Below are 25,235 nucleotides of genomic sequence, written 5' to 3'. Positions count from 1 at the left end.
ACCGATGAACAGCAGCGTTACGACGGGCGACTGGACCTGCGTGTGCCGGATCGGCGAGATCGTGCCCGATACCGGCGTGTGCGCGCTGGTGGCGGGCGAACAGGTGGCGGTGTTCCGCCTCGCCGACGACACGCTGCACGCGGTCGGCAACGTCGATCCCGAGTCCGGCGCGGCGGTGCTGTCGCGCGGCCTGGTGGGCAGCCTCGGCGAGCGCGTGGTGGTGGCCTCGCCGATCCACAAGCAGCACTACGACCTGCGCACCGGCGAGTGCCTGGAGGACGCGGCGCTGCACGTGCATGCGTGGCAGATACGCCGCGATGGCGAACACGTGCTGGTCCGTCGCGGGGAACGATGAGCCGCGCGCGACCCGCCATGGCCAAGCATGGAGTCGCCGCATGAGAGAGGCGGTGGCCACCACCTGCCCGTACTGCGGTGTCGGCTGTGGCGTGTTGGCGCGGGCAGATGCCACGGGTACGGTGAGCGTCGAAGGCGATCCCGCGCATGCGTCCAACTTCGGGCGCCTGTGCGTGAAAGGCGCGGCGCTGGGCGAGACGACGGACCTGCGCGGTCGCCTCTTGCATCCGCAGGTGCGCGAGCCGGACGGCACGTATCGTCGGGTCGGCTGGGACGAGGCGCTCGATCGCGTGGCCGACGGTTTCCGCCGCACGATCGACCAGCATGGCCCCGATGCCGTGGCGTTCTACGTGTCGGGCCAACTGCTCACCGAGGACTACTACGTCGTCAACAAGCTGGCCAAGGGTTACCTGGGCACGGCGAACATCGACACCAATTCGCGCCTGTGCATGTCCTCCGCGGTCGCTGCGCACAAGCGGGCCTTCGGCGAAGACCTGGTGCCGGTCTGCTACGAGGATCTGGCGCAGGCCGAGCTGGTGGTGCTGGTGGGCTCCAACACGGCGTGGTGCCATCCGGTGGTGTTCCAGCGCATCACGCGCGCGAAGGAGGCCGGGGCGAAGCTCGTGGTGATCGATCCGCGCTTCACCGCCACCTGCGAGTCGGCCGATCTGCATCTGCCGATCAAGCCGGGCACGGACGTCTGGCTGTTCAACGGCCTGCTCAGCTTCCTGTTCCAGCATGGCGTGATGGATGCCGGCTTCGTCGATGCGCATACCGATGGCCTGAATGCCGCCTTGGCGGTGGCCAGCGCCGAGGCCGGCGATCCGGCCGTCGTGGCGTGCATCTGCGGCGTGCAACTGGCCGACCTGCTGGCGTTCTATCGCCTGTTCGCGCGTCACGAGCGCGTGGTCAGCCTGTTCTCGCAAGGCGTGAACCAGTCCACCAGCGGCACCGACAAGGCCAACAGCCTGATCAACTGCCACCTGCTGTCCGGGCGCATCGGCAAGCCGGGCGCGGGGCCGTTCTCGATCACCGGGCAACCGAACGCGATGGGCGGGCGCGAAGTCGGCGGCCTGGCCAACATGTTGGCGGCGCACATGGATCTGCACGATCCGGTGCATCGGCAGATCGTGCAGGCGTTCTGGTCGTCGCCGCGCATCGCGGCCGAACCCGGGCTGAAAGCGGTGGCGTTGTTCGATGCGGTATTGGAAGGGCGGGTCAAGGCGTTGTGGATCATGGGCACCAACCCGGTGGTCAGCCTGCCCGACGCCGACCGCGTGCGACAGGCGCTGCTGGCCTGCGATCTGGTGGTGTGCTCCGACATCGTCGAGTGCACCGACACCAGCGCACATGCGCATGTGCGCCTGCCGGCGCTGGGCTGGGGCGAGAAGAGCGGCACGGTGACGAGTTCGGAGCGGCGCATCTCGCGGCAGCGACCGTTCCTGCCTGCACCGGGCGAGGCGCGGGCCGACTGGCGCATCGTCTGCGACGTGGCGAAGCGGTTGGGCTTTGCCGAAGCCTTCGACTACGCCGGGCCGCACGCCATCTTCGTCGAGCACGCGCGACTCACCGCCTTCCGCAACCACGAAACTGCAAACGACGGCCTGCCGGCGGCGTGGCGGCAACTGCATCTCGGCGGCCTGGCCGCGCTCGATGAGCCGGCTTATGACGCGCTGGCGCCGGTGCAGTGGCCGGTGCGCGACGACGGCAGCGGCACGGCGCGGCTGTTCGAGGATGGTCGTTATGCGCATGCCGATGGCCGCGCACGCTTCGTCGCCGCTTGCGGACGTCCGCCCGTCCATGCGCCGGATCGCGAGTACCCGCTGGTGCTCAACACCGGCCGTGTGCGCGACCAGTGGCACACGATGACGCGCACCGGCAAATCGCCACGGCTCGCTGGCCATCTCGGCGAGCCTTTCGTCGACATGCATCCGCACGATGCCTTGCGCAGCGGCGTGCGCGAAGGCGAACTGGCGCGGGTAGTCTCGAACTGGGGAGCGATGGTGGCACGGGTGCGCCACGGCGGCGGCATCCTGACCGGCAACGTGTTCGTGCCGATCCACTGGAACGCACAGTTCGCCTCCGATGCGCGCGTCGGCGCACTGGTGAATCCGGTGGTCGATCCGGTTTCCGGCCAGCCGGAGTTCAAGCACACGCCGGTGCGTGTGGAGCCGTTTCCGGTGCGCTGGTACGGCTTCGCGTTCGCGCGCCGCATGCTGCCGGTGGCGGGCTTGAGCTACTGGACGCTGATTCGCGGCGAGCAGTTCTGGCGTTACGAGATCGCGCAGCGCGAGCAGCCGAAGGATGGCGGCGCCTGGGCCAGAACCTGGCTGGATGCGGCTGGTGCCGACGCAGAGTGGCTGGAATACGAAGATGCCGATACCGGGATCTATCGCGCCGCGTTGTTGCGTGACGCGCGACTCGAAGCCTGCGTGTTCCTCTCCGCGCGCCCCGACTTGCCGTCGCGTCGATGGCTGGCCCGCTTGTTCGGCCAGGCGCAGCTGGGGGACGCCGACCGCGCCTGCCTGCTTGCCGGCGAGGCGCCGGACGCGGATGGCGACCCCGGTCCGGTGGTGTGCGCGTGCTTCGGCGTGGGCCGCAACACGATTTGCGCGGCGATCCGCGAGAAAAGTCTCGACACGCCGGCGGGCGTGACCGCCGTGCTGCGCGCGGGCGGCAATTGCGGCTCGTGCATCCCCGAGCTGCAGCGCCTGATCGCCGACGCGCACGCCGAGAGCGAGGCATGAACGCGCATGGCAGCGAACCGGAGGCCGACGATGAAGCTGTACCCACTTTTCGCAGATATGCATGGGCTGCCAGTGCTGGTGGTAGGTGGCGGCAGCGTGGCCCGACGCAAGGCTGCTGCACTTTGCGATGCAGGTGCGCGCGTGACGGTGGGCGCGCCACGGCTGGACGACGAACTCGCCGCCCAGGCCGTGGCGGGGACGATCCACTGGCAGCGCGGCGAGTTCGCGCCCGGATGGCTCGATGGCATGTGGCTGGTGATCGCCGCCACGGACGACCACGCGTTGAATGCCGCGGTGGCCGCCGCCGCGGACGAGCGGCGCATCTTCGCCAACGTGGTGGACGATGCCGCGTGCTCGCGCTTCCACGTGCCTGCGGTGGTGGATCGTTCGCCGTTGATGGTGGCCATCTCCACCGCGGGTGCGGCACCCGCACTGGCGCGACGCGTGCGCGAGACGCTGGAACGCGTGCTGGATCACGCCCTGGGTGCGCTGGTGACGCTGGCGCAGCGCCAGCGTGCGCAGATCGTGCGCCGGCACGAAAACCTCGCCGGCCGCCGCGCCTTCTATGACTGGCTGCACGACGGCCCGGTGCTGCCGTTGCTGCGCGCCGCGCGCGAACAGGAGGCCGAACAGTTGCTGCTCGACGCCCTGTGCGGCGACGAGCCGCCGCCATACAAGGGTTCGGTGGTGCTGGTCGGTGCCGGCCCGGGCCACCCGGGCCTGCTCACGCTGCAGGCGCTGCGCGCGCTGCACACGGCAGACGTGGTGCTGCACGACCAGTTGGTGAGCGGGGAGATTCTCGCGATGGCTCGGCGCGATGCCGAGCGCATCGACGTGGGCAAGCGTTGCGGCGGCCGCCAGATGGCGCAGGAACAGATCCATCGGTTGATGCTGGCGCATGCGCGCGAGGGGCGGCGCGTGGTGCGCCTGAAGGGCGGCGATCCGTTCGTGTTCGGCCGCGGCGGCGAGGAGCTGGCCTTCCTGCGTCGCCACGGCGTCGCCTGCGAAGTGGTGCCGGGCGTCACCGCGGCCACGGCCTGCGCCGCCTTTGCCGGTATCCCGTTGACCCATCGCGACCAGGCGCAGTCGGTTTGCCTGCTGACCGCGCATGGCAAGGCGGGCAGCGATGCGCTGGACGTGCAGGCGCTTGGCCAGCGTGGACAAACCCTGGCCGTCTACATGGGCGTCGAACGGGTCGACGCGCTCACGGCGCGATTGCTCGCCCATGGGCGAGCAGCCGACACGCCGGTGGCCATCGTCGAGAACGGCAGCCTGCCGCAGCAGCGCGTGATCGTCGGCGTGCTTGCCGAATTGCCGGCACTCGTCAAAACGCATGCGGTGGGTTCGCCGGCGCTGCTGATCGTCGGCGAGGTCGCGGCCTGTGCGCGCGAGCATGCCTGGTTTGGCGAACTGGTCGATGGGCATGCCGAGGTTGCGCCGGCCGCGCGGACGATGCAGATGGAGCCGGCCTGATGGACGCACCGACGGACAGCCGGGAGTCGCCGCGATGAATGCAGTCGTCGAATCCGGACAGCCGCTGGCGGGCCGCTGCGTCGCGATCCCCGAGTCGCGGGAGCTCGATGTGTTCGCGGCGTTGCTCGAACGACGTGGCGCCCGCGTCCTGCGCTGCCCGCTGGTGGAGATCCGCGACGCGCCCGATCCAGCGCCCGTGCTGGATTGGCTGCGCCAGTTCAATGCAGGCGGCTGCGACGACCTGCTGCTGTACACCGGCGAGGGATTGCATCGCCTGCTGGCCGCGCTCGACCGGCATGCGCCCACCGAGCGTGCCGGCTTCGTCGCGCGCCTGGCGCAGGTGCGCATCGTGGCGCGCGGCCCCAAACCGGCGCGGGTGTTGCGCGAACTGGGGCTGCGGCCCGAGCGCATCGCCGAACCGGCCACCACGCCGGGCATGATCGCCTGCCTGCGCGAGTTCGAGCTGCATGGCCGGCGCGTCGGCGTGCAGCTGTACGGCAGCGAGTCCAACGCGCCGCTGATGGATTTTCTCGCCGAAGCGGGCGCACTGGCCTTGCCCGTCGCTCCCTACCGTTATGCCGATGCGGCCGACGACGCCGACGTGTTGGCCTTGATCCAACGCATGTGGCAAAGGGAAGTCGACGCGATCGCATTCACCAGCGTGCAACAGGTGGAGCGTCTGTTTCGCCTGGCGGACGGCCAAGGCCAAGGTCGGGCGCTGGATGAGGCCTTGCATCGAACCGTCGTGGCCGCCGTCGGGCCTGTGGTCGCCGAGGCGCTTGCGCAACGCGGCGTGGCGGTCGCGGTCGTCCCGGCCGCTCGCTATCACCTGAAGCCGCTCGTGCAGGGGTTGATCGATGCGTTGCCGTCCTGAGCCTGGGTCTGGTTCCGTGGGCACGGCCCCGCTGGCCGATCGCTACGGTCGCCGCTTTCCGTATGTGCGGCTGTCGGTCACTCCCGCGTGCAACTTCCGTTGCAGTTACTGCCTGCCGCACGGCTACCACGCCGAAACGGGCGCAGCGGGGCCGCTGTCGCTGGAAGAAATCACCCGCCTGCTGCGCGGCTTCGCCGAGCTGGGCATGCACAAGCTGCGCATCACCGGCGGCGAGCCCAGCGTGCGCCGCGACCTCACCGACGTGCTGCGTGCTGCCGCCGCGGTGCCGGGCGTGAATAAGCTCGCGATGACCACCAACGGCACGCTGCTCTCCAGGCGCCTGCACGAGTGGATGGATGCCGGGCTCAACGCCATCAACGTCAGCGTGGACAGCCTCGATCGCGCGGCCTTCGCGCGCATCACCGGCCACGACCGGCTGGACGACATCCTTCGCGGCGTGGAAATGGCACTGGCCGGCGGCCTGTCCATGAAGCTCAACGCCGTGCTGCTGCGCGGCGTCAACGACGACGAGCTGCCGCGCTGGCTGGACTACCTGCGCGACCACGCCGTGGGCCTGCGCTTCATCGAGTTGATGCAGACCGGCGACAACCTCGCGTTCTTCCGCGACCACCATGTGCGCGCCGGGCTGCTGGAAACCGAGCTGCAGGAGGCGGGCTGGCAGGCGCTGCCGCGCGCCGCCGACGCGGGCCCCGCGCGCGAGTACCGCCATCCCGATTACGCCGGCCGCATCGGCATCATCGCGCCGTACTCCAAGGACTTCTGCGCCGGCTGCAACCGCCTGCGCGTCACCGCCAGCGGCGACCTGCGCCTGTGCCTGTTCGGCGAATTCGGCATACCGCTGCGCCAGCACCTGCAGCGCGACGACCAGCTCGACGACCTGGTGCATGCCATCGGTGGCCAGATCGGCCGCAAGGAGCAGGGCCATTTTCTGCATGAAGGCCGCACCGGCGTCACGCCCCATCTTGCTTCCACCGGAGGTTGATCCATGAGCGAGCGCGCCACCGCGCCCGAGCGTCAGGCCGCGTTCCACATGGCCGACGTGCGCCACAAGCGCATCACCGCACGGCGCGCCGTGGCGGTGGGTGAACTTCTCGCCGGCAGCGCCTTCGAGGCCATCGTCGAACGCCGCCTGCCCAAGGGTGACGCCATGGGCATGGCCGAGGTGGCCGGCCTGCAAGGCGCGAAAAGCGCCGCGCAACTGATGCCGCTGTGCCATCCGCTGGCCCTGGAATACGCCGAGCTGCGCTGCGTACCGGTGCCCGAACGGCGCGCGATCCGGATCTATTGCGAGGCCGCCGCCATCGCCCGCACCGGCGTGGAGATGGAAGCGCTCGCGGGCGCCAGCGCGGCCCTGCTCACGCTCTACGACCTCACCAAACCGGTCGAACCCGCGCTCGCCATCGTCGGCGTGCGGCTGCTGTTCAAGGAAGGCGGCAAGAAGGGCTTGTGGTTCCACCCCGAGGGCATGACGGATGCCGAGCGCGAGCACTACCGCCCGCGCGGCTTGCCGAAGCTGGACGGCGTACCCGCCGCCGTGATCACGCTCAGCGACCGCGCCAGCCGCGGCGATTACGAGGACGTCTCCGGCCCCTTGCTGGTGGAACGCCTGCGCGCGCTGGGCGCCGAACTTGGCCCGGCCGAAGTACGCGCCGACGTGGCCGCGCCGCTGGCTGCGCGCCTGCGCGAGCTGGCCGCTGCCGGCATCCGCCTCGCGCTGTGTACCGGCGGCACCGGCCTCTCGCCGCGCGATGTCACGCCCGAGGCACTGGCACTGGCGGGCGAGCGCCGTGTGCCCGGCATCGCGGAAATGTTCCGCAGCGAAAGCAGTCAGCACACTCCGCTGGCGTGGCTGAGCCGCGCCGAAGCGGTGCTGGTGGGTTCCATGCTGGTGATCGCGTTGCCCGGCAGCAGCAAGGCGGCGGCGCAAGGCATGGAGATCCTCGCGCCCATCCTCGCGCATGCGTTGGCGATGGTCGCCGGCGAGGGCCACGCATGAGCCACGAACTGCTGGCTCCCGAAGCCGCGCTGCGGCTGATCCTCGCCGAATGCACAGCATTGCCCGCCGAGAACTGCGCGCTGGATGACGCGCTGGGCCGCGTGCTGGCCGAAGCGGTGATCGCACCCGAGGCCTTGCCGCCGTTCGACAACTCGGCGATGGACGGCTACGCGCTCGCCGGCGGCAGCGAGCCCTTGCCGGCCGGCAGCGAGTGGCTGATCGAAGGCGAGCAGGCCGCGGGCGACGGCGCCAGCCGTGCGCGGCATGGCGCCTGGGAAATCATGACCGGCGCGCGCGTGCCCGACGGCCTCGACCGCGTGATCGCGGTGGAGCAGACCGAACGCCTGGACGCGCCGCCGCGCGTGCGCCTGAAAGCCGCCGTGGCGGCGGGCGACAACCTGCGCCGCGCCGGTTCCGACGTGGCGCAGGGCGTGGCCGTGCTCGCCGCCGGCATCTTGCTTGCGCCCAATCACTTGATGCTGCTGGCCGCGTTGGGCGTGGCGCGAGTGCGGGTGGCGACGCGTCCGCGCCTGGCCGTGCTGTGCACCGGCCGCGAGCTGGTGGACGCGGCCGGCGCCGCGCTCGCGCCGGGGCAGATCCGCAATTCCAACGGCCCGCATCTCGCCGCGGCTTTGCCGCGCGCGGGCGCCGAGCTGGTGCATCGCGAAACCGTGGGCGACGAGGTGGAGGCCTTCCTCGCCGCCTTCGCGCGCGCCCGCGATGCCGGTGCGCGCGTGGTGATTTCCACCGGCGCGGTGTCGATGGGCCGTTACGACTTCGTGCCCGAGGCATTGCAGCAACTCGGCGCCACCGCGATCTTCCACAAGCTGGCGATCCGCCCCGGCAAGCCGCTGCTGTTCGCGCGCCTGCCCGACGGCACGCTGTTCTTCGGCCTGCCGGGCAACCCCATCGCGGTGGCGGTGGGGCTGCGCTTCTTCGTCGAGCCCGCACTGCGCACCATGCTTGGCCTGCCGCACGAAGTGCCCTGGCGCGTGTCGCTGACCGCCGACTACGCGAAGAAGCCGCGCCTGCGCTTTCACCTCAAGGCGCGCGTGGCGATGGATGCGCAAGGCGGTCTCAGCGCGCAGGTGCTGGAAGGGCAGGAGTCCTACCGCATCCGCTCGCTGACCGAGGCCAATGCCTGGGCGGTGATTCCGCTGGAGGCGAACACGTTGGCTGCCGGCAGTCTGGTCGAGGTCTACGGCCCCAGCCATTTGCACAGCCCTGATTTCGGCGGGAGCCACGCATGAAGACATCGATTGCCCTGTTCGGCGCGCTGCGCGAGGCCGATGCCAGCGGCGCGGTGGAGCTGGACGTACCCGCCGGAAGCACGATGGCCGAGCTGCGCGAATTGCTGGTCGCGCACCTGGCTGCGCAAGCGCCGCAGGTGTCCGCCGGCCTGGTGCGGCGCTGCGCTTTCGCCACCGACGAGGAAATCCTGCACAACCACCGCGAAGTGCCGGTCGGCGTGGCGCTGGCCGTGCTGCCGCCGGTTAGTGGAGGCTGAAATGGACGGCTTGCATGTCGCCGTGGTGGAACGCCGCGTGGCCGCGCTGGACGTGGCCGCGGCGCTGGATTTCGTGGCCGATCCGCGCTTCGGCGGCATCGCCAGCTTCATCGGCCGGGTGCGCGACCACAACGTGGGGCGCGTCGTCACCGGCATCAGCTACGACTTGTTCGTGCCGCTGGCGTTGAACCAGTTTCGCGCCATCGCCGAGCGCGCGCTGGCCGAGGTGGGCGCGCCGCTGAAGCTGTGGATCGCGCATGCAAAAGGGGATCTCGCCATCGGCGATCTCGCCGTGGTGGTGGCTGCCGGTACGCCGCACCGTGACGAGGCCTTCCGCGCCTGCCGGCTGGCCATCGAGGCGGTGAAACGCGAGTCACCGATCTGGAAGCAGGAACACTACGTGGACGGCGACAGCGCCTGGAGCGAAGGCTGCTCGCTGTGCGAGGAAGAGCGCCAGTTCACCCACACCCATTCGCATGCCGCGCATGGCCACGATCGCTGAGGATCGCCCCTGCATCGGCGTGCTGCTGGCCGGCGGCCAGTCCAGCCGCATGGGGTGCGACAAGGCACTTTTGGACTGGCACGGCCAGCCGTTGATCGAGCATCAACTGGCCACGCTGCGCGCGGCGGGCGTCGATGCACTGCGCGTGAGCGGAGAGCGCCCCGCGCATCGCGGCGTGGCCGATCTCGCCCCGCAGCTCGGCCCGGTCGGTGGCCTCATGAGCGTGGCAGCCAGCGTGACGGCTGAGGCCGAGCTGCTGGTGATCCCGGTGGACATGCCGCGCTTGTCCGGCGCGCTGTTGCAGCGGTTGCGCACGGAGCGCCGTCAGGCGCGCAGCGTGGCGTTTGCCGAACACGTGCTGCCGTGGCGCTTTCGTCTGGACGCCGCCAGCCGCGCCTTGCTGCAGACGCTGGCGCAATCGGCGGAGAAGCGCGCGCGTTCGCTGCGCGCGCTGCAGGCGGCGATGGAAACCGAAGCGCTGGCCTTGTCGAAGGACGAGGCGGCGCAACTCGTGGACTGCAATACCCCCGAACTCTGGAACGAGATGAGCCGATGAGAGTGCAACAACGGCAACAGTCGCTGCGCCTGCGCATCGACGAGTCGGAACTGGCGCGGCTGCTGGCCGGCGAGGCGGTGGAAAACGCCATGCGCTGGCCCGATGGCCGCGTGGAAGTGCAGCGCGTGGCGCTGACCGAAGCCGCCGGCTGGCTGCGAACGGACGATGGTTGGCGGGTGCAACTGCCGCAAGCCGAGGTGCGTGCGCTGGCCGCGCGCCTGCCCAGCCGCGATGGCCTCGCGTTCGCGCTGGACGGCCTGGACGTCGCCTTCGACGTCGACGTGCGCGACAGCGCGCGCCGGATGAAGGAGGGCAGGGCATGAGCGCGCCACCGTCTATCGGTAGGAGCGCACCCTGTGCGCGATTGCCGTTCTTCACGAAAGACCTCATCGCGCACAGAGTGCGCTCCTACCGAACTCGGGAGAGCTGGCGCCTGCTCGTCGGCCTCGCCCCGCTGCTGTTTGCCCTTGCCGTGCAGGCCGCCGAAACACCTGTCGTGCGCGTGGCCCATGCCGGCTCGATGGGCGTGGTGATGGATCAGGATCTCGGCCCCGCCTTCGCCAAGGCGCATCGCGCGCAGTACCAGGGCATTGGCCAGGGTTCCTACGTGCTGGCGCGGCTGATCGCCGGCAAGCAGTTTATTGCCGATGCCTTCGTCGGCATCACGCCGGGGCCGATGGAAGTGCTGAAAAAGGTCGGCCTGGTCGTGCACGCGGTGCCGGTGGCCAGCACGCGCATGGTGGTGGTCTACAGCCCAAAGAGCCGTTTCGCGGCGGATTTTCAGGCCGCGGCGGCCGGCAGGAAGGCCTGGTACGACGTGTTGCGCGAACCGGGCCTGCGCCTGGGCCGCACCGATCCGGCGGTCGATCCGCAGGGCGCGAACGCGCTGCTCACTCTGCAGCTCGCCGCGCGCTACTACCACCAGCCCAAGCTGCTGCAAGAGGTGGCGGGCGAATGGCAGAACCCGCAGCAGATGTTTGCCGAAGCCTCGCTGATGTCGCGGCTGGAAGCAGGCCAAATCGACGCCACCATCGGCTACGCCAGCGCGGCGTTCTCGCATCACCTGCCCACCATTGCCCTGCCCGCCGAGATCGACCTCGCGCAACCGGCGCTGCAGGCGAGCTGGTACGCCAAGGCCGGCTTCACCCTGCTCAGCGGCAAGAAGCTGGAGGCGCAGCCGCTGGTGTTCTATGCGGCCGTGCCGGCGAACGCGGAACAGCCAGTGCTGGGTCGCGCTTTCGTGGAACTGCTCACGAGCGCAGCCGGGCGGCAGGCGCTGCGTGAGCGCGGCTATGACCCGCCGCACGGCAAGACGCTGTGAGTCGATCGCGATTCGCGGCGGGTTTGGCGGCACTCGCCCTGCTGCTGCTCGCCGCGCCGTTCGCGGGGCTGGTGCTCGCCACCGACTGGCGTCACTTCGGCTTCGCCCACGGCGACGGTGGCGCGGTGGCGGTGTCGCTGGGGCTGAGCCTTGTTGCACTGGGCTTGATTGTGGCGCTGGGTACGCCGCTGGCCTGGTGGCTGGCGCGCCATCGCGTGCGCGGGCAGTGGCTGGTCGACGCGCTGCTGCTGCTGGCCCTGCTCACGCCGCCGCTGGCGATGGGCCTCTTGCTCGCCGCCATGTACGGCCCCTACGGCCCCGCCGGCAGCCTGTTGGAACGCGCCGGGCTGGTGCTCACCAACTCCGCGCCGGCCTTCGTGATGGCGCAGTTCTACGCCGCGCTGCCGTACTACGTGCTGGCCGCGCGCGCCGCCTTCGAGAGCGTGCCGCGCGAGCTGGAGCAGATCGCGCTGACCCTGGGCCACTCGCCCGCGCGCTGTTTTTTCCGGGTCAGCCTGCCGCTGGCGAAATTGGGCCTGGCCGCCGCGGTGGCGCTGGCCTGGGTGCGTGCGCTGGGCGAATTCGGCGTGGTGCTGATCGTGGCCTATTACCCGCAGGGCATCCCGGTGAAGTTGTGGACGAACCTGCAGGACATCGGCCTGTCCGCCGTGTATCCGTTGTTGTGGGTGTTCTTCCTGGTGGCGCTGCCGTTGCCGCTCGCGCTGGGCCTGGCGGTGCGCCGGAGGCTGGCCTGATGCGCATCGACTACCGCATCGCGCGGCCCATCGAGCTGTCCGCGAGTTTCGAGGTGGAGGGTTTCACCGTGCTGCTGGGCGCCAGCGGCGAGGGCAAGTCGCTGCTGTTGCGCGCCATCGCCGGGTTGCTTCCTGCGCAGGGCGAGCCCTACGGCGGCCTGCCACCGCAGCGACGCGCTGTGGGTTATCTGCCGCAGGGGCATACGCTGTTTCCGCATCTGCGCGCGTGGCAGAACGTGGCCTTTGCGCTCAGCGGCCCGCACCGCCGCGATGAGGCGATGGCGTGGCTGCAGCGCGTGGGCTTGGCAGATCTTGCCGAACGCTGGCCCGCACAGCTTTCCGGTGGTCAGCAGCAGCGCGTGGCGCTGGCCCGCGCGCTGGCCCGCCGGCCGCAACTGCTGCTGTTGGATGAACCCACCTCCGCACTCGACCCCGCCACTCGCGACGACGTGCTGGCGGAACTCGTCGCCGAAGTGCACGCCGTCGGGATCCCCACGTTGGCCGTGAGCCATGATCCCGCACTGGCCGCGATGGCCGACCGGCTGGTGCTGATGCACGGCCGACGCATCGTGCAGACGGGCAGGCCACTGGACGTGCACGCGCACCCGGCCAGTGGTGCTGTTGCACGCCTGCTTGGTCTGCGCAATGTGTTTCGTGGCCGGCTAACGGGTACTGCAGGCTCGCAGCATTTGATATGGCCGGAGGCGGGAGTATCGCTGCCCGTGAAAACGACGCTTGCGGACGGCACGGCCGTGGATTGGCACATTGCGCCGGGAGCGATCAGGTTGCAGCACGGGGGCACCGTGCCCGCCGGTACCATCATGGCCGGTGTCGAACTGCCGCAACGGAGTGCATACGGCCAATATGCCGGCCTGCGCTGTGGACAGGCGCGGCTGTGGGCCGACTTGTCATCCTGCCATGCGGCCGAGATCGTGCGACTGAGCCTGCCATGGTCGTCGATTCGCTGCTGGCCAGCCTGACGCATCACCATCATCTTGATTCCAAGTGATGTAGACATCGGCGGGCGAGAAGGAAGATGGTCGCGATCAGGCCAAGTTATCAGGGGGTAGAAGGAAGGTGGCCGTGATGGCCGGTTTCCGACTGACCCCACACTGACCCCGACACCTCGCGCAAAGTCCGATGCCATGCGGTCGAGCATGAGTTCTTGTGATCGCGTTGGGTCTTGATTGCCTTGATCTTTCGCGACTTTGACATGGTAGGGGTCACAAGTTCGATCCTTGTGCCGCCCACCAGATACCATGCAACGGCGCGAACTCCGGTTCGTGTCGTTTCTTTTTCCGGGCGGAGCGTCGCGATGGTCTATCTGTGGGTCAAGAGCTTCCACGTACTGTTCGTGATCGCCTGGATGGCCACCGTGTTCTACCTGCCGCGCATCCTCGTGAACCTCGCCGAGGCGGGCGATGAGCCGGCAGTGAAGGCACGGCTGCTGCTGATGGGGCGGCGGCTGTACAAGTTCGGCCACAACATGTTCGGCATCGCCTTCCTGTTCGGCCTGGTGCTGTGGCAGGGCTGGCGACTGTTCCCGTCAAAGCTGCCGAACGTGGCGGCGGGCATGCACTGGATCGACGCCAAGCTGACCCTGGTGGCTCTGCTGCTGGCGTATTTCGTGTGGGCAGGACGGATGATCAGGCGTTGCGAGCGGGGTGGTGTACTGCCGTCGTCGAAGGCGCTGCGCTGGCTCAACGAGTTGCCGGTGCCGCTGCTGCTGGGCGTGATCTTCCTGGTGCTGGCCAAGCCGTTCTGATGGGTCGTGCGTAGGAGCGGCTTCAGCCGCGACCGGCGCGAATCGCGGCTGAAGCCGCTCCTACGATCGGCGGAAATAGTCCCGATACCACGCCACGAAACGCGCCACGCCCTCCTCGATCGGGGTGTTCGGCGCATAGCCCACGTCGCGGCGCAGCGCCGACACGTCGGCCCAGGTGTCCGGCACGTCGCCGGGCTGCATGGGCAGCAGGTTCTTTGCCACCGTGCGGCCCAGGTGCTGCTCCAGCAGCTCGATGAAGCGCAGCAGCTGCACCGGCTGGTCGTTGCCGATGTTGTAGACGCGGTACGGCGCGTTCGAGCTGCCGGGGTTCGGCGACTGCGCGTCGTAGGCCGGGTCGGGTGCGGCCGGATGGTCGAGCGTGCGGATCACGCCCTCGACGATGTCGTCGACGTAGGTGAAGTCGCGGCTGTGGTTGCCGTGGTTGAACACGTCGATCGCCTCGCCGCGGCTGATGCGGTCGGCGAACAGCATGGGCGACATGTCCGGCCGTCCCCATGGCCCGTACACGGTGAAGAAGCGCAGCCCGGTGGTGGGCAGGCCGTACAGGTGGCTGTAGCTGTGCGCCATCAGCTCGTTGGCCTTCTTGGTGGCGGCGTACAGGCTGACCGGGTGGTCCACCGCGTCCTCCACCGCGAACGGCAGCTTGCGGTTCGCGCCGTAGACCGAGCTGGACGAGGCGTAGACCAGGTGCTCGACATCGCCGTGGCGGCAGGCTTCGAGGATGTTGCCGAAGCCCACCAGGTTGCTCTGCACGTAGGCCTGCGGATTCTTCAGCGAATAGCGCACGCCGGCTTGCGCGGCCAGATTCGCCACCCGCTGCGGCTTGAAATCCGCGAAGGCGGCGTTTACTGCCGGGGCGTCGGCGAGGTCGGCGCGCACGTGGATGTAGCCGGGGTGCCCGACGAAACGCGCGAGGCGGGCTTCTTTCAGTGCCGGGTCGTAGTAGTTGTTGTGGTTGTCGATGCCCAGCACTTCGTCGCCGCGCGCCAGCAGGCGTTCGGCCAGGGCGGCGCCGATGAAGCCGGCGGTGCCGGTGACGAGGATGCGCATGGGCAAGGCCTTGGTGGCGATGGGGCCTTCCTATTGTCGACGGCGGGGCGCTGAATTGACAGCACGCGATGGGCTAAACTAGCGTTTCGCCGTCATTCCAGAGACAAGGTGGCCCGCGCCAACGCGCCGGCCGAGCGTGCGACATGGCAACTACCCGTAATCACCGCTGACGGCTCTTCCGCCTTGTGCTCCACGAAGGCGCTCAAGCGCCTTTGTTTTTGTCCGCCATCCGGGCGGACAACGGCAAAACCGGCCGTCCATGGCCGGACTTCTCAGAAATAGCGACGTCCACCGCGACGGCGCGGCAGGAATGAACATGATCGAGATCACGCTACCCGACGGCAGCAAGCGCCCGTTCGACCACCCGGTGTCCGTGCAGGACGTGGCCGCCTCCATCGGCGCCGGCCTGGCCAAGGCCACCCTCGCCGGCAAGGTGGACGGCAAGCTGGTGGATGCCAGCTTCCCCATCGAACACGACGCCCGCCTCGAGATCGTCACCGAGAAGAGCCCCGAGGCGCTGGAGATCCTGCGCCATTCCACCGCGCACTTGCTGGCGCAGGCGGTGCAGCGGCTGTATCCGGGCGCGCAGGTCACGATCGGCCCGGTGATCGACAACGGTTTCTACTACGACTTCGCCTACGAGCGCCCGTTCACGCCCGAGGACCTGCCGAAGATCGAGGCGGAGATGGAGAAGATCGTCAAGGAGGCGTTGCCGCTCGCGCGCAGCGTGAAGTCGCGCGACGAGGCGGTGGCGTTCTTCCGCGGCATCGGCGAGAGCTACAAGGCCGAGATCATCGAATCCATCCCGGCCAACGAGGAACTGTCGCTGTACACGCAGGGCGAGTTCACCGACCTGTGCCGTGGCCCGCATGTGCCGAACACCGGCAAGCTGCGCGCGTTCAAGCTGATGAAGGTGGCCGGTGCCTATTGGCGCGGCGACAGCAACAACGCGATGCTGACCCGCATCTACGGCACGGCGTGGTTGAACGACAAGGATCTGAAGGCCTGGCTGCATCAGCTGGAAGAGGCCGAGAAGCGCGACCATCGCAAGATCGGCAAGGCGCTGGACCTGTTCCACCAGCAGGAGGAAAGCCCGGGCATGGTGTTCTGGCACCCGCGCGGCTGGGCGATCTGGCAGGCGGTGGAGCAGTACATGCGCGGCGTGTACAAGCGCAGCGGCTACCAGGAAGTGCGCTGCCCGATGGTGCTGGACGTGTCGCTGTGGAAGAAGTCCGGCCACTGGGACAACTACGCGGAGAACATGTTCTTCACCGAGTCGGAGAAGCACACCTTCGCGCTGAAGCCGATGAACTGCCCGGGCCACGTGCAGGTGTTCAACACCGGCCTGCACAGCTACCGCGAGCTGCCGATCCGCTACGGCGAGTTCGGCGGCTGCCACCGCAACGAGCCGTCCGGCGCGCTGCACGGCATCATGCGCGTGCGCGCATTCACCCAGGACGACGGCCACATCTTCTGCACGCCGGACCAGGTCGAGGCGGAGGTCACCGCATTCCACCTGCAGGCGATGAAGGTCTACGCCGATTTCGGTTTCACCGATCTGGCGATCAAGCTCGCATTGCGGCCGGACAAGCGCATCGGTTCGGACGAGTTCTGGGACCGCACCGAGGAAATGCTGCGTCGTGCCTTGCGTGCCGCTGACGTGGAATGGGAGGAATTGCCGGGCGAGGGCGCGTTCTATGCGCCCAAGATCGAGTATCACCTCAAGGACTCGATCGGTCGCGCCTGGCAGGTCGGCACCATGCAGGTGGATTTCATGATGCCCGAGCGCCTGGATGCCGAGTACGTGGACGAAAACTCGCAGAAACAGCATCCGGTGATGCTGCATCGGGCCATCGTGGGCTCGATGGAGCGTTTCATCGGCATCCTGATCGAGCACCACGCCGGCCTGCTGCCGGCCTGGCTGGCGCCGGTGCAGGCGGTGGTGTTCAGCATTACCGATGCCCAGGCCGGATACGCCAGCGAGGTGGCGCAAGCCCTTGTCGGCAAAGGCTTCCGGGTGGAGGCCGATTTGCGCAACGAGAAGGTCGGCTATAAAATCCGTGAACATACGTTGCAGAAAATCCCTTATCTTCTGGTGGTCGGTGACCGCGAGAAGGAAGCGGGGACCGTTTCCGTGCGTACCCGTTCGGGCGAGGATCTGGGCAGCATGCCGCTGGCCGACTTCATCGAGCGTCTGGTGACCGAAACCCGGCGCTGAGTGCCGGACGGTCATTTTCATCACTTCTTCTGGAGGATCGTGGTATCGCTACCACCGACAACAAGGGTAATCGCCGCAACCTGGAAATCCGCGTTCCACGCGTACGCGTGATCGGCGCCGATGCTGAGCAGCTGGGCATCCTCACCCGCGACGAGGCGCTGGCACTGGCGCAGGAAGCGGGGATGGACCTGGTCGAGATCCAGCCGAACGGCGACCCGCCGGTCTGCCGCATCATGGACTACGGCAAGTTCAAGTTCGAAGCCCAGAAGAAGGCGCAGGCCGCCAAGAAGAAGCAGAAGCAGGTCGAGATCAAGGAAGTGAAGTTTCGTCCGGTCACGGACGTGGGCGACTACCAGATCAAGCTGCGCAACATGCTTCGCTTCCTGGAAGAGGGCGACAAGGTCAAGGTCACCATCCGTTTCCGCGGCCGCGAGATGTCGCACCAGGATCTCGGCCAGAGCCTGGCCAAGCGCATCCAGGAAGACGTGGGCGAGAACGGCCAGATCGAGTCCTTCCCGCGCCTGGAAGGCCGCCAGATGGTCATGATGATCGGCCCCAAGAAGAAGCAGTGAAGCGAACGGTGGCCTTCCGGCTGCCGTATCGCTCGTGCGGATCGAACCCGCCCGGCATCGTCCGCCTCCTTCACCCCGCCGGGGAGAGGGAGTGGGCACGGGCTGGCGTCGGCCCCGCATCCCCCGTATAATCGTCCGTTCGACCCGCCAGGAAGGGTCGTGCACCGATGTCGGCAGGATGGAAAGCGCGGCCTTGCGGTCGCCGCCGAATCAGTCAGAAACCGGGCTGCTCTTGCAGAGAGCGCAGCCTCATCAAGGAGCATCACCATGCCCAAGATCAAGACCAACCGGGCGGCGGCGAAGCGTTTTCGCAAGACCGCTTCCGGCAAGTTCAAGGCCGGTCACGCCTTCAAGTCGCACATCCTGACCAAGAAGTCGACCAAGCGTAAGCGCAACCTGCGCGCCACCAACCACGTCAAGGCGTGCGACACCAAGGGTGTGGCTCGCATGTTGCCGTATCTCTGAGACGGGAGGACTAGACCATGGCTCGTGTAAAGCGTGGCGTTACCGCCCGTCGTCGTCACAAGAAGATCATCGGCCGCGCGAAGGGCTATTACAACGCCCGCCGCAAGGTGTTCCGCGTAGCGAACCAGGCCGTCATCAAGGCTGGCCAGTACGCCTATATCGGCCGCAAGCAGAAGAAGCGCCAGTTCCGCGCCCTGTGGATCGTGCGCATCAATGCCGCGGCCCGTCAGTTCGGCCTGTCCTACAGCCGCCTGATCAACGGCCTGTCGAAGGCCGGCATCACGGTCGACCGCAAGGTGCTGGCGGACATCGCCGTGCACGACATCAAGGCGTTTGGCGCCATCGCGGAAAAGGCGAAGGCCAGTCTGGCCGCTTGATCGTCGCTCACTGACGATATGATGTGAATCAAGCGGGGAGAAGGCCAACGCCTTCTCCCCGCTTTGTTTTGGTAGCGCGCTTTTTGCGTTTGCCTCCTCTCCCCCATTCTTGTTTCAAACCAGGGGGAGAGGATTGAGGTGAGGGGGCAAGGCTTGCCCCGAACTTCATCGAAGCCCGCTTCGAACATGGCGTTGGCGCAAGAGTCGCCCCTCACCCCAGCCCTCTCCCCGCAGGGGAGAGGGAGCAAAGCGAGACCGCATCGATGGACGATCTGGAAAGCCGCGCCGCGCAAGCGCAGGCCGAAATCGACAAGGCCGATACGCTGGACGCGCTCGAATCCCTGCGCGTGGGCCTGCTCGGCAAGAACGGCATCGTTACCGCCGCGTTGAAGTCGCTGGGCGCGCTGGCGCCGGACGAGCGCAAGGCGCGTGGCGCCGAAGTGAACCGCGTCAAGGAGCGCCTTGCCGACGCGCTGACCGCGCGCAAGGCGGTGCTGGAGCAGGCCGAGCTGGACCGCCGGCTCGCCTCGGAGACCATCGACATCTCGCTGCCCGGTCGCGATGGCGAGCGTGGTGGCATCCACCCGATCACCCGCGCGCTGGAGCGCATCGCCGCGATCTTCGCGCGGCTGGGCTACCAGCGTGCCGATGGCCCGGAGATCGAGGACGACTGGCACAACTTCGAGGCGCTGAACTTCCCGCCGCACCACCCGGCGCGTGCGATGCACGACACCTTCTACTTCGGCGACGGCCGCCTGCTGCGCACGCATACCTCGCCGGTGCAGATCCGTGCGATGAAGGGGCGGCAGCCGCCGATCCGCATCATCGCGCCCGGCAAGGTCTACCGCAGCGATTCGGACCAGACCCACTCGCCGATGTTCCACCAGATCGAAGGCTTGCTGGTCGACGAAACCTCCAGCTTCGCCGACCTCAAGGGCACGCTGGCGGAGTTCATCCGCGCGTTCTTCGAGCGCGACTTCGAGATGCGCTTCCGCCCCAGCTACTTCCCCTTCACCGAGCCCTCGGCCGAGGTGGACATCCGCTGGGAAACGAAGGACGGCGAGTCGCGCTGGCTGGAAGTGCTGGGCTGCGGCATGGTGCATCCGAACGTGCTGGCGAACTGCGGCATCGATCCGGAGCGCTACACCGGCTTCGCCTTCGGCCTCGGCGTGGAGCGCTTCGCGATGCTGCGCTACGGCGTCACCGACCTGCGCGCGTTCTTCGAGAACGACCTGCGCTTCCTCAAGCAGTTCGCGTAAACCGGCAGGGAATACACGATGAAATTCTCCGAGAACTGGCTGCGAGAGCTGGTCGACGTGCAGGCCGACCGCACCCAGCTGGCCCACGCGCTGACCATGGCCGGGCTGGAAGTGGAAGAACTCACGCCGCTGGGCGAAGGCCTGGGCGGTGTGGTGGTGGCCGAGATCGTCGGTGCCGAAAAGCATCCCGAAGCTGACCGCCTGCAGGTGTGCAAGGTCGACGCAGGGCAGGGCGAGCCGTTGCAGATCGTCTGCGGCGCGCCGAATGCGCGCGTGGGCATCAAGGTGCCGCTGGCCACGGTGGGCGCGACACTGCCTGGCGGCATCGCGATCAAGGCGGCGAAACTACGCGGTGTGGAGTCGTTCGGCATGCTGTGCTCGGCGAAGGAACTCGGCATCGACGCTGACGCTTCGGGCTTGCTGGAGCTGCCGGCCGATGCGCCGGTGGGTAAGCCGCTGGCCGATTACTTGGGTCTGCCCGATGCCAGCATCGAGCTGAAGCTCACGCCGAACCGCCCGGATTGCCTCGGGCTCTACGGGCTTGCGCACGACGTGGCCGCCTTGTTCGGCAGCCGCGTGAAGACCGGCGAGCAGGCGCCGGCGCCGGTGACGAGTCAGGCCCGCCGCGGCATTCGTCTCGAAGCCGGCAAGGACGCGCCGCGCTACCTCGGCCGCGTCGTCGAGGGCATCGACGCTACGGCGCGTACGCCGCTGTGGCTGGCCGAGCGCCTGCGCCGCGCGGGCTTGCGCCCGATCAGCGCGGTGGTGGATGTCACCAACTACGTGATGCTGGAACTGGGCCAGCCCATGCACGCCTTCGACAACGACCAGCTCGAAGGCGATGTCGTGGTGCGCCATGCACACGCAGGCGAGACGCTCAAGTTGCTGGACGGCAGCGAGGCGACGCTGGATACCGGCTTCGTGCTGATCGCCGACGAGAAGAAGGCGCTGGCGGTGGCCGGCGTGATGGGCGGCTTCGATTCGCGAGTCACCGACGCCACGCGCAACATCTTCTTTGAGGCCGCGCACTTCGCGCCAGCCGCGATCATGGGTCGCGCACGCAAGCTTGGCCTGCACACCGACGCCTCGCACCGCTTCGAGCGCGGCGTCGACCCCGAGCTGCCGCGCCGAGCGCTGGAGCGCGCCACCGAGCTGCTGCTTGCCATCGCCGGCGGCCAGGCCGGCCCGTTGCTGGTGGCGGAAAACCCCGCCGACCTGCCGCAATCGGTGCCGGTGACGCTGCGTCGCGCGCGCCTTGCGCGCGTGCTGGGCGTGGACGTGGCCGATGCCGAAGTGGCGCGCATCTTCACCGCGCTGGGCATGAAGGTGGAGCCGCAGGTCGATGGCTGGCGGATCACCGCGCCCAGCAGCCGTTTCGACATCGAGCGCGAGGAAGATCTGATCGAGGAAGTCGCCCGTATCTTCGGCTACGACAACATCCCCACCGCCACGCCCGCCGGCGCGCTGGCGCTGGCGGCCGAGCCCGAGGCGCGTATCGGCGAACTGGCCCTGCGTGAGCAGTTGGCCGCGCAGGGCTACTTCGAGGCGGTGAACCTTTCCTTCGTCGCCAACGAGCTGCTGGCCCAATGGGGGCTGGCCGGGCAGGGTGTGCCGTTGGCCAATCCGTTGTCGGCCGACCTCGCGGTGATGCGCCCCTCGCTGCTGCCGGGCTTGGTCGAGGCGTTGCGCCACAATCGTGCGCGCCAGCAGGAGCGGGTACGGCTATTCGAAGTGGCGCGCGTGTTTGCGGAGGGTAATCCACCGATCGAAACCCCCAGCCTGGCCATTGCCGCCTGCGGTACTGCCCGTGCCGAGCAGTGGGGCGAGCCGTCCCGTGCGCTGGATTTCTTCGATCTCAAGGGCGACCTGGATGCCTTGCTGGCCTGGGGCGGCGAGCCGGAACGCTGGGCGGTGCATGCCGACGGCCTGCCGGGCTGGTTGCATCCGGGCCGTGGTGCGCGCATCTCGCGCGACGGCGAGACGGCAGGATATCTCGGCGCCCTGCACCCGCAGCTGGCCAAGGCGCTGGATCTGGGGCCGGACGTGCACGTGCTGGAGTTGGCGCTGGATCCACTGCTGGCGCGCCGCCTGCCCAAGGCACAACCGGTGGCCCGCTTTCCCTCGGTGCGCCGCGATATCGCCGTCGAAGTGCCGGAAGACGTCACCTGGTCACGGATCGGCGAGGTCGTCCGCGGCACGCTCGGCGGCGTGCTGAAGGAGCTGCGGCTGTTCGACCGCTACAGCGGCAAGGGGGTCGAAGCGGGCCGAAAAAGTCTCGCTATGGGCTTGATTTTGCAGGATGCTTCCCGCACCCTTGTCGACGACGACGCAGACCGTTGCGTGCGGCAGGCCATCGCCGCACTGGAACAGACATGCCAGGCTAAGTTGCGAGGATGAGATGGCGCTGACCAAGGCGGATATGGCCGAGCGGCTTTTCTTGGACGTGGGCCTCAACAAACGTGAAGCCAAGGAATTCGTGGACGCCTGTTTCGAGGTCGTTCGCGAAGCACTGGAAAGAGGGGAGCAGGTGAAGTTGTCGGGTTTCGGCAATTTCGACCTGCGCGAAAAGAACCAGCGGCCAGGACGCAACCCCAAGACCGGCGAGGAGATTCCGATCTCGGCGCGGCGGGTGGTGACGTTCCGGCCAGGGCAGAAACTCAAGGTGCGAGTCGAGGGCTATGCTGGACCAAGGGAATAACACCGAACTGCCCGCCATCCCGGCCAAGCGCTACTTCACCATCGGTGAAGTGGGCGAGCTTTGCGGGGTGAAGCCGCACGTGCTGCGTTACTGGGAACAGGAGTTCCCCGCGCTGAACCCGGTGAAGCGCCGCGGCAACCGGCGCTACTACCAGCGCCACGACGTGCTGATGATCCGCCAGATCCGCGCGCTGCTGTACGACGAGGGCTTCACCATCACCGGCGCCCGCGCGCGGCTGGAAGGCCCGCAGGCGCGAGTGGAGGCGAGCATGTCGCACCAGATCGTGCACCAGGTGCGGCTGGAGCTGGAGGAAGTCCTCGCCCTGCTGCGCCGCTGAGCGCATTCCTCTGTTATAGTTTGCGCTTCACGATCGCATGATCGCGAAGCGCAGAAGGCGGCCACGTTGCCGCCTTTCCAGTCCAAGTCGGGGCGTAGCGCAGCCTGGTAGCGCATTTGCCTGGGGGGCAAAGGGTCGTCGGTTCGAATCCGGCCGCCCCGACCATCAAACTGGAAACATCGACGGCGCCCGCGGGCGCCGTTTGCGTTTGTGCGCCTCGCGGGAGCGCAGGAAATTGCATCGCCGGAACGCTAGGCTGCGCGCATCGGGTTTGCCCACGCCAGGAGATGCCGCATGTCGTCGAACAGCTGCCACCCGAATGCGCCGCACGAGAAACTCAAGGCGCCCGACTGGTACGTCTCCGCGCTGATGCTGGACCGCGCGCTGGATGCGATTCTGCGCCGCGTGAAGAAGCTCGATCGCGCGCACGACATTCCCTACCTCGCCGGCTACAGCCAGGACGGCAAGACCATCTACATCGATCGCCACCTGCCGAAGAGCTTCAGCTTCCGTGGTCGCACGGTCGAGGTGGACCGCTTCTTGATCCTGCACGAGGAAGTGGAGAAGACCCTGATCGACCAGCTCGACCTGCACTACCTGCACGCGCACCAGATCGCCACGCGCGCCGAGGAGGCTGCGGTGAACGCGCAGCGCGTCACCTGGAAGGCCTACGACCGTTTCATGCAGAAGTACGTGAAGTCCGTGGGCGACGAACGCCTGCAGAAGGTGCCGGCCGACCTCGACCTCAAGCCCTACCGCGACTACCACGATTACGACCTGCTGCAGCGGATGGAGCAACACCTCGACCAGACGCCCGGGCTGGGCGCGAAGCTCAAGGCCGAGCTGAAGTCCTACGCCGCCGCGTTCCGCGAGGAACATGAGGTGGAGCGGCGCCGCGCCGCGCGTGGCGCCGGCATGGGCAAGCGTGCGGCGGCTGCGCCGAAGAAGGCCGTCGCGAAGAAGCCGGCGGCGAAAACGGCTGCGCGCAAACCGGCCGCGAAGGCGCCACGCCGCACGCGGGGCTGAGCGGCGGAAGCACTGCGGCGCGCCATGCGGCGCGCCGCTATCGCTCAGTACAGCACGCGGCTGCGCAGCGTGCCGGGGATCGCCGCCAGCTTGTCGCGGAGTTCGTTCGACTGCGCCTCGTCGGCGGCCACGTCGATCACCACGTAGCCCAGTTCTGCGTCGGTCTGCAGGAACTGCGCGTCGATGTTGATGTTGCCGGCGGAGAACAGCTCGTTGATGCGCGACAGCACGCCGGGCACGTTCTTGTGGATGTGCAGCAGGCGGCGGCTCTTCGGGTGCCCGGGCAGCGACACCTCGGGGAAATTCACCGCCGACAGGGTGGAACCATTGTCGCTGTAGCGCACCAGTTTGCTGGCCACCTCGATGCCGATGTTGTCCTGCGCCTCCAGCGTGCTGCCGCCGATGTGCGGGGTGAGGATCACGCTGTCCAGGCCCACCAGCGGCGACACGAACGGGTCGTCGTTGCCCTTGGGCTCGACCGGGAACACGTCCACCGCGGCGCCGGCGAGATGGCCTTCGCGCAGCGCCGCAGCCAGCGCCTCGATGTCGACCACGCTGCCGCGCGAGGCGTTGATCAGCACCGCGCCCTGGCGCATCGCGGCGATCTCCTTCGCGCCGAACATCAGCTTGGTGGCCGGGGTTTCCGGCACGTGCAGGGTCACCACGTCGGCGCGTTGCAGCAGGTCGTGCAGACTGGCGGCGGCATGCGCGTTGCCCAGCGACAGCTTGGTCTCCACGTCGTGGAAGATCACCTGCATGCCCAGGCCCTCGGCCAGCACGCCCACCTGGGTGCCAATGTGGCCGTAGCCGATCACGCCCAGCACCTTGCCGCGCGCCTCGAAGCTGCCCGTGGCGGACTTGCTCCAGCCGCCGCGATGGCACTGCGCGTTCCGCTGCGGGATGCCGCGCAGCAGCATGATGGCCTCGGCGATCACCAGCTCGGCCACGCTGCGGGTGTTGGAGTAGGGCGCGTTGAACACCGGGATGCCCAGCCGCTCGGCCTCGGGCAGGTCGACCTGGTTGGTGCCGATGCAGAAGCAGCCGGCGGCGATCAGCTTGCGGGCATGGCGCAACACCTCGCCGGTGAGCTGGGTGCGCGAGCGCAGGCCCACGATGTGGGCGTCGGCGACGCGTTCCAGCAGGGTCGCCTCGGGCAGCGACTTCTGGTGGTATTCGATATTCGTGTAGCCGGCGCGCTCGAACACTTCCACCGCGGTGCGACTCACGCCCTCCAGCAGCAGCACCTTGATGTCTTGCCGGGGAAACGAGGTCTTCATGGCGGTTCCGTGGTGGAAAGGAGCTGCTACTATGCCAGAATTGCGGCGTTGCAGCACATAATGT

General features: G+C 68.2%; 26 protein-coding genes and 1 tRNA gene. 25 read left to right on the top strand and 2 right to left on the bottom strand.

The genetic code is table 11. From position 1 onward, the window contains the following. Nucleotides 1–4 precede the first annotated feature (4 nt). The 15 genes from nirD (at nt 5) to AB7878_RS03875 (ending at nt 13,871) form a co-directional block, all read left to right on the top strand. Nucleotides 5–355: a nitrite reductase small subunit NirD gene (gene nirD, locus AB7878_RS03945; RefSeq protein WP_369493102.1), complete on the top strand. Its 351-nt coding sequence runs from the start codon at nt 5–7 to the stop codon at nt 353–355. Nucleotides 356–395: 40 nt separating this feature from the next. Then, on the top strand, nt 396–3,101 hold the full coding sequence (locus AB7878_RS03940; RefSeq protein WP_369493101.1) for a molybdopterin-dependent oxidoreductase: 2,706 nt from the start codon (nt 396–398) through the stop codon (nt 3,099–3,101). A 30-nt stretch (nt 3,102–3,131) separates the two neighbouring features. Beyond that, complete coding sequence (gene cysG / locus AB7878_RS03935; RefSeq protein WP_369493100.1) at nt 3,132–4,574, top strand: siroheme synthase CysG; 1,443 nt, start codon at nt 3,132–3,134, stop codon at nt 4,572–4,574. Beyond that, the gene (locus AB7878_RS03930; protein ID WP_369493099.1) at nt 4,504–5,448 is read left to right on the top strand and encodes a uroporphyrinogen-III synthase; all 945 of its coding nucleotides are present in this window, start codon (nt 4,504–4,506) and stop codon (nt 5,446–5,448) included. Before cysG ends, AB7878_RS03930 begins: the two co-directional genes overlap by 71 nt. Beyond that, nucleotides 5,432–6,451 carry a GTP 3',8-cyclase MoaA gene (moaA, locus tag AB7878_RS03925; RefSeq protein WP_369493098.1) on the top strand — a complete coding sequence of 340 codons (1,020 nt, stop codon included), beginning with the start codon at nt 5,432–5,434 and terminating at the stop codon, nt 6,449–6,451. The genes AB7878_RS03930 and moaA overlap by 17 nt, the downstream gene beginning before the upstream one ends. A gap of 3 nt (nt 6,452–6,454) precedes the next feature. Next, complete coding sequence (gene moaCB / locus AB7878_RS03920) at nt 6,455–7,465, top strand: bifunctional molybdenum cofactor biosynthesis protein MoaC/MoaB (protein WP_369493097.1); 1,011 nt, start codon at nt 6,455–6,457, stop codon at nt 7,463–7,465. An 8-nt stretch (nt 7,466–7,473) separates the two neighbouring features. Further along, nucleotides 7,474–8,715: a molybdopterin molybdotransferase MoeA gene (locus AB7878_RS03915; protein WP_439653818.1), complete on the top strand. Its 1,242-nt coding sequence runs from the start codon at nt 7,474–7,476 to the stop codon at nt 8,713–8,715. After that, complete coding sequence (locus AB7878_RS03910) at nt 8,712–8,972, top strand: MoaD/ThiS family protein (protein ID WP_369493095.1); 261 nt, start codon at nt 8,712–8,714, stop codon at nt 8,970–8,972. The genes AB7878_RS03915 and AB7878_RS03910 overlap by 4 nt, the downstream gene beginning before the upstream one ends. A gap of 1 nt (nt 8,973) precedes the next feature. Beyond that, the gene (locus AB7878_RS03905) at nt 8,974–9,474 is read left to right on the top strand and encodes a molybdenum cofactor biosynthesis protein MoaE (protein WP_369493094.1); all 501 of its coding nucleotides are present in this window, start codon (nt 8,974–8,976) and stop codon (nt 9,472–9,474) included. After that, complete coding sequence (mobA, locus tag AB7878_RS03900; RefSeq protein WP_369493093.1) at nt 9,458–10,030, top strand: molybdenum cofactor guanylyltransferase; 573 nt, start codon at nt 9,458–9,460, stop codon at nt 10,028–10,030. The genes AB7878_RS03905 and mobA overlap by 17 nt, the downstream gene beginning before the upstream one ends. Continuing rightward, on the top strand, nt 10,027–10,353 hold the full coding sequence (locus AB7878_RS03895) for a hypothetical protein (protein ID WP_369493092.1): 327 nt from the start codon (nt 10,027–10,029) through the stop codon (nt 10,351–10,353). Before mobA ends, AB7878_RS03895 begins: the two co-directional genes overlap by 4 nt. Further along, nucleotides 10,350–11,351 carry an extracellular solute-binding protein gene (locus AB7878_RS03890; RefSeq protein WP_369493091.1) on the top strand — a complete coding sequence of 334 codons (1,002 nt, stop codon included), beginning with the start codon at nt 10,350–10,352 and terminating at the stop codon, nt 11,349–11,351. The genes AB7878_RS03895 and AB7878_RS03890 overlap by 4 nt, the downstream gene beginning before the upstream one ends. Next, nucleotides 11,348–12,106 carry an ABC transporter permease subunit gene (locus AB7878_RS03885; protein WP_369493090.1) on the top strand — a complete coding sequence of 253 codons (759 nt, stop codon included), beginning with the start codon at nt 11,348–11,350 and terminating at the stop codon, nt 12,104–12,106. Before AB7878_RS03890 ends, AB7878_RS03885 begins: the two co-directional genes overlap by 4 nt. Then, entirely contained in the window at nt 12,106–13,086 is a 981-nt protein-coding gene (locus AB7878_RS03880) for an ABC transporter ATP-binding protein (RefSeq protein WP_369493089.1), read from the top strand. The genes AB7878_RS03885 and AB7878_RS03880 overlap by 1 nt, the downstream gene beginning before the upstream one ends. Nucleotides 13,087–13,421: 335 nt before the next feature. Continuing rightward, nucleotides 13,422–13,871, top strand: a complete 450-nt coding sequence (locus tag AB7878_RS03875) for a CopD family protein (RefSeq protein ID WP_369493088.1) — start codon at nt 13,422–13,424, stop codon at nt 13,869–13,871. A 60-nt stretch (nt 13,872–13,931) separates the two neighbouring features. Here the strand turns inward: AB7878_RS03875 and AB7878_RS03870 are convergent, their stop codons facing one another. Further along, entirely contained in the window at nt 13,932–14,942 is a 1,011-nt protein-coding gene (locus AB7878_RS03870) for an NAD-dependent epimerase (protein WP_369493087.1), read from the bottom strand. Nucleotides 14,943–15,258: 316 nt separating this feature from the next. Between AB7878_RS03870 and thrS the strand changes: the two genes are divergently transcribed. From thrS to AB7878_RS03820, 10 genes are all read left to right on the top strand, one after another. Further along, nucleotides 15,259–17,160, top strand: a complete 1,902-nt coding sequence (gene thrS / locus AB7878_RS03865) for a threonine--tRNA ligase (RefSeq protein ID WP_369493086.1) — start codon at nt 15,259–15,261, stop codon at nt 17,158–17,160. Nucleotides 17,161–17,204: 44 nt separating this feature from the next. Further along, the gene (infC, locus tag AB7878_RS03860) at nt 17,205–17,732 is read left to right on the top strand and encodes a translation initiation factor IF-3 (RefSeq protein WP_369495714.1); all 528 of its coding nucleotides are present in this window, start codon (nt 17,205–17,207) and stop codon (nt 17,730–17,732) included. A 267-nt stretch (nt 17,733–17,999) separates the two neighbouring features. Next, nucleotides 18,000–18,197 (top strand): 50S ribosomal protein L35, encoded by a 198-nt coding sequence (rpmI, locus tag AB7878_RS03855; protein WP_019467379.1) that lies wholly within the window; start codon nt 18,000–18,002, stop codon nt 18,195–18,197. Between the two features lie 17 nt (nt 18,198–18,214). Beyond that, nucleotides 18,215–18,574: a 50S ribosomal protein L20 gene (rplT, locus tag AB7878_RS03850; protein ID WP_026635108.1), complete on the top strand. Its 360-nt coding sequence runs from the start codon at nt 18,215–18,217 to the stop codon at nt 18,572–18,574. Nucleotides 18,575–18,837: 263 nt separating this feature from the next. Further along, entirely contained in the window at nt 18,838–19,833 is a 996-nt protein-coding gene (gene pheS / locus AB7878_RS03845) for a phenylalanine--tRNA ligase subunit alpha (RefSeq protein WP_369493085.1), read from the top strand. An 18-nt stretch (nt 19,834–19,851) separates the two neighbouring features. Further along, complete coding sequence (pheT, locus tag AB7878_RS03840) at nt 19,852–22,230, top strand: phenylalanine--tRNA ligase subunit beta (RefSeq protein ID WP_369493084.1); 2,379 nt, start codon at nt 19,852–19,854, stop codon at nt 22,228–22,230. Between the two features lies 1 nt (nt 22,231). Next, entirely contained in the window at nt 22,232–22,531 is a 300-nt protein-coding gene (gene ihfA, locus AB7878_RS03835; RefSeq protein ID WP_077481444.1) for an integration host factor subunit alpha, read from the top strand. Continuing rightward, entirely contained in the window at nt 22,512–22,868 is a 357-nt protein-coding gene (locus AB7878_RS03830; protein WP_077481441.1) for a MerR family transcriptional regulator, read from the top strand. The genes ihfA and AB7878_RS03830 overlap by 20 nt, the downstream gene beginning before the upstream one ends. A gap of 88 nt (nt 22,869–22,956) precedes the next feature. Continuing rightward, nucleotides 22,957–23,033 (top strand) — tRNA-Pro (locus tag AB7878_RS03825). A 129-nt stretch (nt 23,034–23,162) separates the two neighbouring features. Beyond that, nucleotides 23,163–23,894 (top strand): hypothetical protein, encoded by a 732-nt coding sequence (locus AB7878_RS03820; protein ID WP_369493083.1) that lies wholly within the window; start codon nt 23,163–23,165, stop codon nt 23,892–23,894. 44 nt (nt 23,895–23,938) lie between these two features. Here AB7878_RS03820 and serA read toward each other — a convergent pair whose 3' ends face one another. Continuing rightward, the gene (gene serA / locus AB7878_RS03815; protein ID WP_369493082.1) at nt 23,939–25,171 is read right to left on the bottom strand and encodes a phosphoglycerate dehydrogenase; all 1,233 of its coding nucleotides are present in this window, start codon (nt 25,169–25,171) and stop codon (nt 23,939–23,941) included. Nucleotides 25,172–25,235 lie beyond the last annotated feature (64 nt).

Source organism: Rhodanobacter humi, assembly GCF_041107455.1.
Taxonomy (GTDB): Bacteria; Pseudomonadota; Gammaproteobacteria; order Xanthomonadales; family Rhodanobacteraceae; genus Rhodanobacter_A.
This window is presented reverse-complemented; position numbering and strand designations above follow the sequence as displayed.